Below are 11,053 nucleotides of genomic sequence, written 5' to 3'. Positions count from 1 at the left end.
GGGTCCGGGGGCTGCGGCGTCAGAGGGCGATCAGGTCGAATTTCTCCCAGGGGCCGATCGCGTCCCGGTTCGCGATCAGTGCCTCGGCGCCGCCGTTCTCCGCGACCACGTACTTGTTGTTGACCGTCGCCCGCAGGCTGACCGAGCCGTCCGCGTTGCGCACCAGGGCGAAGGTCTCCCAGGACCCGGCGGACGGCCGGTTGGCGATCAGCGGGTTGGCGCCGGCGTTCTCGGCGCAGGTGAACTGGTTGTTCACCCGGGCCCGCAGGGCGACGTTGCCGCCGCCGAGATCGATCTGGTCGAACTGTTCGGAGCCGCCGACGCTGGTGGCGGACGCGACCAGGTTGCCCGCCCCGGCGTTGGTGGCGCTGACGTAGCGGCCGTTCGCCTGGGCCCGCAGCGCGACCGCGCCGGTCGGCGGTGGGCTGCCGCCGGTGAGGATCCGCAACGCGTCGACCATGCCCACCGAGGTGGTCTTGTTGACGATGCGGATCGTGTGGGAGCCGTTGGTCAGCCCGGTCTTGCGGTACACGACCTGCTGGGCCTGACGGGCGCCGCTGACGTTCAGGTTGACGTTGGTCTGGAACACGTTGTCCAGGTAGACGTCGACGTTGCCCATGTCGCTGAACCGTTCGGACAGGTACTCCACCCCGGTGCCGGTGAAGGTGTAGCTGGCCGCCGAGCCGACGGTGGTGCTGTGGTGGGTGTCGTCGTTGTAGTCGCCGTACCCCCGGGCGGTGGTGTGGTGCCAGTTGGCGTCGTAGGTCAGCATCGTGTCGTTGACCAGCCCGCCGCCGCCGGCACCACCGAGGCCCAGGGTCGAGGCGGTGCCGGACAGGCTCTTCTCGCCCTGGTTGGCGGTGCCGGTCAGGGTGGTGGTCGCGTACGTCGTCAGCGGCTTGGCGGTGCGCTCCACCACGTACACCGTGTTCGCCGCGGTGGCGAAGCTGATCTCGGCGGCCGTGGTGGTGGTCAGCACGGCGTTGTCCGAGGTACGGCGGACCCGAACCTCCTGGCCGCCCCACGGGTTCACCACCCGGGCCGTCTTGCCGTACTGGCTGCGCAGTCCGACGTACTTGACCTCGCCGGCCTCCCGCTCCGAGCTGACCAGGAACCCGTCCTTGGCGAGCAGCGTGAACTTCCCGACGAAGCTGGTGTCGGTCGGCACGGCCGGAAAGACACGGATCTTGTCGTTGTACGACTGAAGCAGCGACTCGTTCATCGCCGTCAGGTGCACGCCGAGGTACTCGAAGACACCGTTGGTGTTGTTGGTCATCCCGTTCGGGTAGTTCTGGTACCTCTGCAGCATCGTCCGCATGCCCTGGAACGCCTGGTTGCCGAGGCCGAGCCGGGCGGCGTGCACGTGGTCGTTGGACCAGACGTTGCCGTACGGGTGGGGCCGCACGTTCCAGGTGGTGATCGCGGTCTGCTGGTCGGGGTAGCCGATGCCGGTCTGGTCGTAGGGCCAAGCCAGCTCCAGCGCCACGTTCTCGTTGTTGCGGGTCTGCGAGATCGGCGGGTCGTGCGGCAGGTACGCCCCGTTCTGCACCTGGTACGGGGCCAGGTTGTTGACGACGGTCTGCCAGTTGGCCCGCAACCCGGCGTCGAGGCCGAGCTGCTGGCTCACCTGGATCGCGAGCGGGAAGAGCAGCCGCACCGCCGCCAGGTCGGTGATGGCGTTACGGACGTCCCAGTACGTCTCGTGGGCGTTCGAGTTGGCCATGTACCACCGGCCGGTGGCGCTGTCGTAGTCCAGCATGTCCTCGTAGAACTTCACCGCCTCCCGCATGTAGGGGTAGGCGGTGTTGCGCAGGTACGTCTCGTCGTTGCTGTACCGGTACTGCAGGTACATGTTGTAGGCGGCCTCGGTGCCGGTCGAGTAGAGGTCGTTGACGTAGTCGCTGTTGATCGTGCCCCGGGCGTTGCCGTCCCAGCCCATCGTCTCCGGCACCCAGAGCCCGTCGCTGCCGTAGCGGGTGGTGGTGTACGACTTCAACGCGGAGAGGTTGCGGCTGTAGAGCCGGTTGAAGCCCGCCAGCAGGTCGACGTGGTTGCTGGCCAGGAACGAGTTGTAGACGTCCCGCTGGTTCCAGTACCAGTACCCGTTGCTCCACTTCGAGTTGTCCTGAGTGGCGCGGAAGACCCCGTTGATGAAGTGCAGCGGATAGTTGCCGTAGCCGCCCGCCGAGATCATGTAGGTCGCCAGGTAGTAGACGTTCTCGAGGTAGTCGGCGTCGCCGCCCGCGTTCGAGTACTGGACGAACGACTTGGCCCAGAAGTCGTGCCACCAGTTGCGGTAGTTGGTCAACGTGGTCGAGTAGCCGGTGGCCTTGGCCGCCGCCAACTGGTTCTTCGCCTGGGTCACCGAGTTCAGGCCCGGTGCGTTGATCCGGCTGGCCGCGGTGAACCACACGGTGTAGCTCGACGTGGGGGTGATCGTCAGCCGGACCCGGGTGCCATTGACCACCTGGGAGGAGTACGACGCCCCTTCGACAGTGGCCGCGAGGGTGTACCCGAAGTTGTTCGCGTCGGTCTGCCCACGGCTCAACCCGACGCCGCTGGCGTCGGCGAAGGTCGAGACGGTACGCCAGGTGTTGAGGTCCGGGACGTCCGCGATGTTCTGGACGGTGTTCATGTCCCAGAGGCTCAGGTCGAGCCCGACGCTGCTCACCCCGGGTCGGGTGTCCTCGACGTGGATGCCCATCACCTCGGAGTTGGGCGCGCCCAGCACCGTGACGGTGCGATTGTTGTCGTACTTCGTGGTCAGCGTCCCGTCGTGCAGCGAGAGGCGTTGCTGGAAGGTGGTGTAGCCGGTGTCGAGCTGCGGATTGCTGTACAGGTTGACCAGCCCGGCGGCGTAGGTCGACTGCTGCGCCAGGTCGACACCGGAGACCTGGGCGGTCAGGCCGTTGTCGTTCCAGACCATGGCGCCGGTGCGCCCGTTGCCGACCGTGAGCCCGTGCAGCGGGTTGGTGTTGGGGCGGTTGTAGACGATGTCGTGCTTGGCCAGGTAGCCGGCCCGGTCGACGTTCAGCGTCCCGGTGCTGGTGCCGAACGCGGCGTCCGTGGGTGCCGCGGCTGCTGGTCCGGCCGGTCCGACGGCGACGACACCACCGGCGAGTAGGACAGCGAGCGCGATTCGTAGCGGCGTCGTCATCTTCATCGACACGATCTCCTCTGGATCGTCCGTGCGGATGCAGGTCTCGCACCCCGGGAAGCGCCCCGGTCTGCCCGCGTCCGCCGAAACGAGGGCGATGTCGAGACGACGTGGCACGATGCCACCATGCCGGGTTGACGGCAGTCAGGTGAACATCGACCCACATCGTTGACATGCAGTTAACATCGGACGTCTTCGAGGGTCAATCCCTGGGCAGGGGAAATTCCAGGATCGCCCCATTAACGGGCAGCGCGAGACATCCGACCTATTCGCCGCGCCGGGACACCACACTCGCTGACATGAGTCCGCCGGATCGGGGCATGTCGACAACATGTCGACCACCACGCAGCTGACCTTGAACAACGGTGTCGAGATGCCCGCTCTCGGCTTCGGTGTCTTCCAGACCCCGCCCGAGGAGACCCGCACGGCCGTCGAAGCGGCCCTCGCGGTCGGTTACCAGCACATCGACACCGCCGCGGTCTACGGAAACGAACGGCAGGTCGGCGAGGCCGTCCGCACGTCCGGCGTCGACCGGGCCGACATCTTCCTGGAAACCAAGATCTGGATCAGCGACTACGGCTACGACCAGACCCTGCACGGCTTCGACAAGGGCGCCGGCAAGCTCGGCGTCGAGCAGATCGACCTGCTGATCCTGCACCAGGCCCTGCCGTCGGAGTTCGACAAGACCCTCGAGTCCTACCGCGCCCTGGAGGCGCTGCTCGCCGACGGCAAGGTCCGCGCCATCGGCGTCAGCAACTTCATGGTCGAACACCTCACCGCGCTGCTCGACAAGGCGACGGTCGTGCCTGCGGTGAACCAGATCGAGGTGCACCCCTACTTCGCCCAGCGCGAGGTGCAGGCCTTCGGCGCCGAACACGGCATCCTCACGCAGGCGTGGTCACCCATCGGCGGCGTCACCTTCTACCGCGACGGTGAGCACAGCAGCACCCTGCAGGACCCGGTGATCGGTGGGATCGCCAAGGCGCACGGCAGGACGCCTGCGCAGGTGATGTTGCGCTGGCACCTCCAGCAGGGCCGCTCGGCGATCCCGAAGTCGACGCGCCCGCAGCGCATCGCCGAGAACATCGACGTGTTCGACTTCGACCTGACCGACGAGCAACTCACCGCCATCGACGGCCTGGACACCGGCCGGCGCGGCGGCCCGGAGCCCGCCGACATCACCCTCGAGACCTTCGGCAGGCCGATCCCCGAAGCCTGATCGGCCCACCCCGCCGCCTCGGCGGCACCGAGGCGGCCCGCTCCAGCGGCGGCGCGGTCGCTGCGGTCGATGCCCTGCAGCCAGCACGAAAAGTGCTGGCGATGCACGCGTGCCGGTGTGTGGGGCCCGGCCGCTCGCGGTCGGAACCCCACACGGACCTGCTAGCTCGCCGTCAACCGGTAGGCGCGGATGATCGTCTGGGTCACCGTTGTGCCGCCGGCGTCGACGGCAGTTGCCCGCAGCGACGCGAAACCCGCGCCTGCGGGGTGCCGGACAGTGGCGGTCCAGCCGGCCGGTGTCGCTCGGAGTGACACCTTCGCCCAGGTGCCGCCGTCGTCGTAGGAGACCTCGACGGTCAGCCCGGTGACCCGTGGTGTGGGCGCGCCGGGTTGGCCCTCGACAGACACCGGCAGTGCGAAGGCGCGACCCGCGGGCGCGGCGTCGTTCGCGTCCAGGGCCGGAGTGAACCGCACCGCCGACAGGGGCAGCCGGACCGGAGCGGTGCCGTCGGCTTGACGTGAGCGGAACGTCCACGCCGCGTCGAACCGGGTGGTCAGGTCACCGTCGCCGCGGGTGTCGGCGACCTCCAGACGGTAGTCGGCGGTCTCCGCCGGCACGGTGAAGGATCCGCTCCCGGACCGAGGGGACTCGCCGACGAGAGCTCCGTCGCGATAGAGGGCCGTGCGGGAGCTGTCGGTCGGCACGAGCGACCCGCTGTGCCCGGCCCGGTCGCCGTACAGGGGGAGGTTGACGTCGATCGTGTCGCCGGTGCGGCTCGCCCACTGCCACGCGGTCTCGCCCTCCTGCCCGAAGGCGGGACCGGTCGGGCCGGCGTTCCACTGGTCTCGGTGGACCCGGCCGGGGCGGTAGGCGGTCGGCTGCCGGTACAGCCGTCGCTGCGCGACGAAATGCCCTTCGTCGTCGCGGGTGCCCGCCAGCAGCTCGGCCGTCCAGCGCACGCCGACCTGGTGGTACTCCACGCGCGTCCCGGGCAGCGTGGTCGGGACGACCAGCGCGGAGACGCTGGCCGGCGCTGGGGTGATGGACGGCGACACCGTACGCTGCGCGGATTGTTTCGGCGCCGACGCGGCGAACTGCTGATGCACGGCCACGAAGTCACCGGCGCGGTAGTCGCGGGCATACCCCGCCGGCAGCCTCCCGGGGAACGTCTCCGCAACGCCATACAGGTAGGGACTGTCGGTGAAGTCGTTCCCGCCGTCGGGCTTCGCCCACTGCGCCAACACGCTGCCGACCATCGCCTGCGGGGCAGCCGCGGCGCCGATCTGCCCGATGCGTACGCCCGACACGTCGTCTCCGACCAGGAACATGCCCGCCGGCCAGGACTGGTACGACGGGTAGAAGCTGTAGCCGGCTTCGACGAAACCCATCCGGGCGGACGGCTCCGGCACGGTCAGGGCGACCGGCCCGGCCGCCCTGGCGTCCAGGGTGACGGTGAGGTCCCCGGTCAGGTCGACCACGGGCTGCACCAGCAGGGCGGTGTCCGGCCCGAAGCCGAGGTACGCGCCCAGGTTGTACCGGCCTTCGGGCAGCCGCACCGTGGAGGTGCCGTCGGCGTCCACCGAGGGCCAGTCCGCCACGTCGTGGTCCCAACCTGAGACGGCGACGATCGCGTCCTGGGTCGGCGAACCGGTCCGATCGAGGTAGCGGATGGTCAGTTCGTGGGTCTCCTCCTCCGCGCCGTTCGTAGCGGCCGGGATCTCGGCGGGGACCTGTAGCACGCCCCGATACCGGGCGCGGACGAGGCTGGCGACGTCGAACTGCCGCCGGTCGGCACGGGCCTGCGCCATCGTGTCGCGGGGCAACACGTACAGGCTGTCGCCGGTACGCACGATCGCGAACCGCATGCCGGCGCGGCCGGGGCCGGGCCGTACCGACACGTTGTTCCCGTGCGGGTCGGCGAGCGTGACCTGGTCGCCGGTCCGCAGCGTCACCGTGTACGGCCCCGGGGGCGTCGTCGCTGTCGCGGGCGTCGGCGTCGTGGTGGCCGCGCCGTGGCCGGCCACCGTTAGAGCCAGCGCGGCCCCGATGGCGAGCACCGCGGTCACGGCTGTGATCGATCTGGTCAAGGTCGAACTCCTTCTGCGCGTCAGGAACGGGGCGGTGCGACGTCCGAGAATCGGGCGTCCACCAGAACGGACGCCTCGGACTTCTGCTCGCGCGCGAGCAGTGATCCCGACTCCGGGTCGATGACGAGCCGGGTCTCGACGGAGGTGCCGTCGGCGTTGCGGTAGGCGTAGCTGATCCCGGCGCCGGCCCGGCCCTTCGCGTCCCGGACGGGCCCCGCCGTGGTGAGGCCCGGCAGGGTGGCCAGCATCCGGTAGGTCGCGGCCCGCACCGCGGGGGCGACCGGCAGCTCGCTCAGCAACGCCCAGGACTGCGAGAAGAGCATCTCCACCCGCCATCCCGCGACCTGGTCCGGCGTCCAGCTGCCGTTGCGGCCCGCCGCGTCGTCCAGCTCGATCAGGTACGCCTTCAGCTTCTCGGGATCGGTGGGTAGGGCCCTGATCTGGGCGTACGTGACGGGCGTCCCGCCGATCTCGAACAGGCCGCCCGACCTGACCGAGACCTTGCGCGGGCTGGATGTGGCCAGCAGCTCTCGGCCCCCGCGCTGCTCACCGTCGGGCCCCTTCAGGAGCCACCTCGTCGGCGACCCCGCGGCCCGCCAGGCGGCCCTGTCGGCGTCGGTGGCCGGAGCAGCGCCGAGCGACCGGGCCACGGTGGTGACCGCCCGGTCGGATCCCAGCGCGTACCAGGTCTCCACTGTGGAACGCCCGAGGACGTGGTAGTTGCCGACGTCGTAGACGTGGTGGAGCTCGACCTCGGTCACCCAGTAGTCCGCTGATGCCGGGGCGACGGTGGTGGTCGTCTTCTCGGCCGCGGCCAGCAGGATGCCCTGGGCCGTGACGGGTCGGATCGGGTCGACGGACTGGTCAACGGGCGGCGACCCGGCCGGGGGATTCGCCAGCGACACGACGACGGCGACACCAACGGCGACGGCGGCGACCGTCGGGAGCCCGGCGAGGACGAGGCGACGGCGGGTGCGCCGAGCGGGACGGCCCGGCGCCGGCCGGTCGGGGAAGGGCGGCACGGGCCGGTCGGGCGCGTCGTCGAGCACCGCGGGACGCGCCTCAGCGATCAGTTGCAACGCGCGATGATGGCGGTTCATCTGCGGATCTCCTCTGCGGAACGGGATGGGACAACGACGGCCGACTGGTCGGCGAGAGCCTGCTCGAAGCGCCTGCGGGCGCGGTGCAGCCGTACCAGGAAGGTGGGCGCGGCGCAGCCGACCACCTGCGCGGCCTCCCGGGTCGAGAGGCCGTGCCAGCCGATCAGCGTGAGAACTTCGCGGTCCGCGTCGCCGAGCGCGTCGAGGGCCGCGAGGGTCGCCGCCCGCTCCGTAACCGCCTCCGCGACATCGCCCTCGATCTCGGCCGAGGCCTGCGACAGCAGACGTAGCTGGCGGGCCGCGTCCCGATGCCGCTCGTGCACGACGTTGCGCGCCACGCCGAGCAGCCACGGGAGGGGGTCGGCGGGGATGGCGTCGAGCCGCCGCCAGGCCACGAGGAACGTGTCACTGACGATGTCGTCCGCGAGGTCACGCCCGGCCCGGCTGACCGCGTAGGCGTACACCTGGCGGTGGTGCTGGCGGAAGAGCGCCGCGAACCGGTCACGCGTTGAAGGGGGTGTCACTCGCGCTGCTCCTTGCGAAGGGTGAGCCGTCGGCCAGTAGTGACGGCCGAAGCGCGATCCTTACCGCGATCGCCAGAAAAATGCGTCAATCATCGTCGTCAGCGGCCCAGCAGGGGAGGGATAAGGTTCTGCGCGTGACGCGTCCCGTACTGCTCGACTGCGACCCTGGCATCGACGACATGGTCGCCATCCTGATCGCGGTGGCCAGCCCGGAGGTGGAGCTGGTCGGGGTCACCACCGTCGGCGGCAACGTGGGGATCGACACGACCACCCGCAACGCGCTGGACGTGCTGGCGCTGGCCGGCCGGGCCGACATCCCGGTGGCCCGCGGCGCGGACCGACCCTATCTGCGCTCGCTGGCTGACCGCGCCGAGTCGGTGCACGGCGACAATGGGCTGGGTGGCGTCACGCTGCCGACCTCCGGCGCCGACCCGGTCGACGCCACCGCGCTGGAGCTGATCGTCGAGACGGTCCGCGCGGCCACCGAGCCGGTGACGCTGGTGGCGACCGGGCCGCTGACCAACGTGGCCCACCTGTTCGCGGTGCACCCCGCTGTGGCGTCACGGTTGGCCCGGCTGGTGGTGATGGGTGGCTCGATCGGGGCCGGCAACCGGACACCGGCCGCCGAGTTCAACATCTGGGCCGACCCGGAGGCTGCCTATCGGGTGCTGACCGAGCCGGGGCTGCCCCGGCCGGTGCCGACCACGCTGGTCGGGTTGGACGTCACGTACCGCACCGCCTACGGTCCAGACGACCTGCGCCGGCTGCGCTCGGCGGGGGCCGTGGCCAGTCTCTGCGCGGACGCGCTGGATGGCTACCTCTCGGCGTATCGGCGGGACCACGGGATGGACGTGGTGCCGCTGCACGACCCGCTGGCGATGGCGGAGGCGATCCGGCCCGGCCTGGTCACCGCCGACCCGGCGCACGTCGAGGTGGACACCACGACTGGACCGAGCCGCGGTAACACTCTCGTGGACCTGCGCGGCCTGCTGCGCCAGCCGACCGCCGAGATGGCGGTGGACGTCGACGTGCCCTCCGCGTTGGAGTTCATCACGAGTCGACTGGAGTCGCTGGGGCCCCGCGCCGCGGCGGACGCGGGGCTCTAGAACCTCAGATCAAGACCGCGGCGAGAGCGCGGAACGCGTCGGCGGGGAACGTCGTGGCGTCGCCCCCGTTGAGGACCTGGATCGCCACCTCGTCGGCGCCGGCCTGGTAGTGCTCCTCCAGCCCGGCCGCGACCTGCTCGGCCGTGCCCCAGGGGATCAGCGCGTCGATGAGGCGGTCGCTGCCGCCTCCGACGAAGTCCTCGTCGGTCCAGCCGAATCGCCGCAGGTTGTTGGTGTAATTCGGCAGTGCGAGGTACCCGCTCGCGTACTGCCGAGCGGTGGCGCGCGCGGTGGCGGCGTCTGCGTCGAGAACCACCGCGACCTCGGGCGCGAGCAGCCGGTCGGGCCCGAGTGCCGCCCGGGCCTCGGCGGTGTGCTCGGCAGGGACGAAGTACGGGTGAGCCCCGACGGAACGGTCGCGGGAGAGCTGGAGCATCCGTGGGCCGAGGGCGGCCAGGATTCGCCGCTCCGGAGGAAGCCCGGCCGCGTCGAGACCATCGAGGTACTCCACCATCCTCGAGTACGGCTTGCGGTAGTCGGTGCCGCTGCCTTCCACCAGCACAGCGTGGCTGGCACCGAGACCGAGCAGGAACCGGCCGGGGTGGGCCTGCTCCGCGTCCCGCGCGAACGCGGCCACCTCGGGGGGTGACGAGTGCCAGATGCTCACAATTCCCGACGCGACCCCGATGCGTCCGGTCCCGTCCAGGATCTCCCGGAAGCGTGGGGCGACGTTCTCCCCGAAGCCGCCCGAGAACCAGAGCCGTGCGTACCCGAGCTCCTCCAACTCGGCCGCGGCATCGATGGCCGCGCTCTGACTTCCGCTAACGAGGAAGAACGGTTGCCACACGCTGACGAGTCGTTGTGCCATGCCGAAACACTACGACCCGTCAGCTCGCTTTCGCGGGTACGCGGGTCACTGGGCAGTTCGGCGTCGTTGGGTGAGCCACCGCATGACGTCCAGTGCGTGGGAGGCCGGCGCCGGGATCGGGTGGAACACGTGCTCCACCACCTCGTCGGTGACGATGAGTGTGAGCCGCTCGTAGAGCGTCATGTCGCCGGCCGTGAACGTGGGCAGCCTGAGTGCGGCGGCCAGGGTCAGCCGTGGGTCGGGTATCAGCGGGTACGGCAGGCGCAGCCGGTGCACCAGCTCACGCTGATAGCCGGTCGACTGCGCGGACAGCCCGTAGACGCGTGCTGCTCCGGCGGTGCGGATCTCCGTGTGGTGGTCGCGGAGCCAGGTGGCCTGCTCGGTGCTGCTCCGCGCGCCGTGGATCTCCAGCAGGCTCTGGGGCAGGTCGACACCCGGTCGTCCGGTGAGCGGATAGACGAATATGACGCTGCGTCCCGGGCCGAGCGCTCCGAGGTCGACCGGTCGCCCGACGGTGGCGTAGAAGCGCAGCGGCGGCAGAGGGCTGCCGACCAGGTTGCTGGGGTTCGCGCCGACGGCCGGGGCCCTGGTCGTCACCTGAGTCGCGGCCGCGTCGAGGCGCGCGTCGAGGGCCTCGCGCTGGGTGGTCAACTTGCCGATGCGGTCCTGCACGGCGGCGACGGTGCTCCGATAGGTCGCGAGCGCGGCCGCGCACACATCGGCGTCGTCGGAGCCGTCGGCGATCGACTCGACGAACGGCCGGGTCTCCTCGACGCTCAGGCCCAGCGCCATCAGCTCGCGGATCTGCGCGACCAGGCGGAGCGCGATCGGATCGTAGTCGCGGTAGCCGTTGCTCAGGCGCCGTGGCACGACCAGCCCCGCCGACTCGTAATACCGCAGGGCGCGCACGGTCGTCCCGGTGCGGCGCGCCAGCTCACCCACCCGCATCCGGCCACCATAAACCCGCACCTCAGGGTACGGGTCAAGGTGTT

The 11,053-nt window shown here is 70.3% G+C and carries 8 protein-coding genes; 2 read left to right on the top strand and 6 right to left on the bottom strand.

Features of this window, described 5'->3' with window-relative positions; translation table 11 throughout:
- Nucleotides 1-19: 19 nt before the first annotated feature.
- A complete protein-coding gene (locus V6V47_RS02075) occupies nt 20-3,163 on the bottom strand; it encodes a glycosyl hydrolase family 95 catalytic domain-containing protein (protein WP_334626196.1) in 3,144 nt (1,047 codons plus the stop codon).
- 325 nt (nt 3,164-3,488) lie between these two features.
- Between V6V47_RS02075 and V6V47_RS02070 the strand changes: the two genes are divergently transcribed.
- Nucleotides 3,489-4,376, top strand: a complete 888-nt coding sequence (locus V6V47_RS02070) for an aldo/keto reductase (RefSeq protein WP_334626195.1) — start codon at nt 3,489-3,491, stop codon at nt 4,374-4,376.
- Nucleotides 4,377-4,537: 161 nt separating this feature from the next.
- On the opposite strand, the gene V6V47_RS02065 is transcribed toward V6V47_RS02070, so the two are convergent.
- The 3 genes from V6V47_RS02065 to V6V47_RS02055 are packed head-to-tail and all read right to left on the bottom strand — an operon-like array spanning nt 4,538 to nt 8,087.
- Nucleotides 4,538-6,463: a hypothetical protein gene (locus V6V47_RS02065; protein WP_334626194.1), complete on the bottom strand. Its 1,926-nt coding sequence runs from the start codon at nt 6,461-6,463 to the stop codon at nt 4,538-4,540.
- 20 nt (nt 6,464-6,483) lie between these two features.
- A complete protein-coding gene (locus V6V47_RS02060; RefSeq protein WP_334626193.1) occupies nt 6,484-7,563 on the bottom strand; it encodes a CU044_5270 family protein in 1,080 nt (359 codons plus the stop codon).
- Nucleotides 7,560-8,087 carry an RNA polymerase sigma factor gene (locus V6V47_RS02055; RefSeq protein WP_334626192.1) on the bottom strand — a complete coding sequence of 176 codons (528 nt, stop codon included), beginning with the start codon at nt 8,085-8,087 and terminating at the stop codon, nt 7,560-7,562. Before V6V47_RS02055 ends, V6V47_RS02060 begins: the two co-directional genes overlap by 4 nt.
- A gap of 134 nt (nt 8,088-8,221) precedes the next feature.
- Here V6V47_RS02055 and V6V47_RS02050 point away from each other — a divergent pair, with 134 nt between their 5' ends.
- The gene (locus V6V47_RS02050) at nt 8,222-9,193 is read left to right on the top strand and encodes a nucleoside hydrolase (protein WP_334626191.1); all 972 of its coding nucleotides are present in this window, start codon (nt 8,222-8,224) and stop codon (nt 9,191-9,193) included.
- A 4-nt stretch (nt 9,194-9,197) separates the two neighbouring features.
- Here V6V47_RS02050 and V6V47_RS02045 read toward each other — a convergent pair whose 3' ends face one another.
- Both V6V47_RS02045 and V6V47_RS02040 read right to left on the bottom strand, forming a co-directional pair.
- Nucleotides 9,198-10,061, bottom strand: a complete 864-nt coding sequence (locus V6V47_RS02045; RefSeq protein WP_334626190.1) for a TIGR03620 family F420-dependent LLM class oxidoreductase — start codon at nt 10,059-10,061, stop codon at nt 9,198-9,200.
- A 45-nt stretch (nt 10,062-10,106) separates the two neighbouring features.
- Nucleotides 10,107-11,009 carry a MerR family transcriptional regulator gene (locus V6V47_RS02040; RefSeq protein ID WP_334626189.1) on the bottom strand — a complete coding sequence of 301 codons (903 nt, stop codon included), beginning with the start codon at nt 11,007-11,009 and terminating at the stop codon, nt 10,107-10,109.
- Between the last annotated feature and the right edge of the window lie 44 nt (nt 11,010-11,053).

Origin of the sequence: Micromonospora sp. CPCC 205539 (assembly GCF_036906815.1) — a bacterium.
GTDB lineage: Bacteria > Actinomycetota > Actinomycetes > Mycobacteriales > Micromonosporaceae > Micromonospora.
The sequence above is the reverse complement of the archived record's forward strand: the minus strand, read 5'-3'. Positions and strand labels throughout refer to the sequence as shown.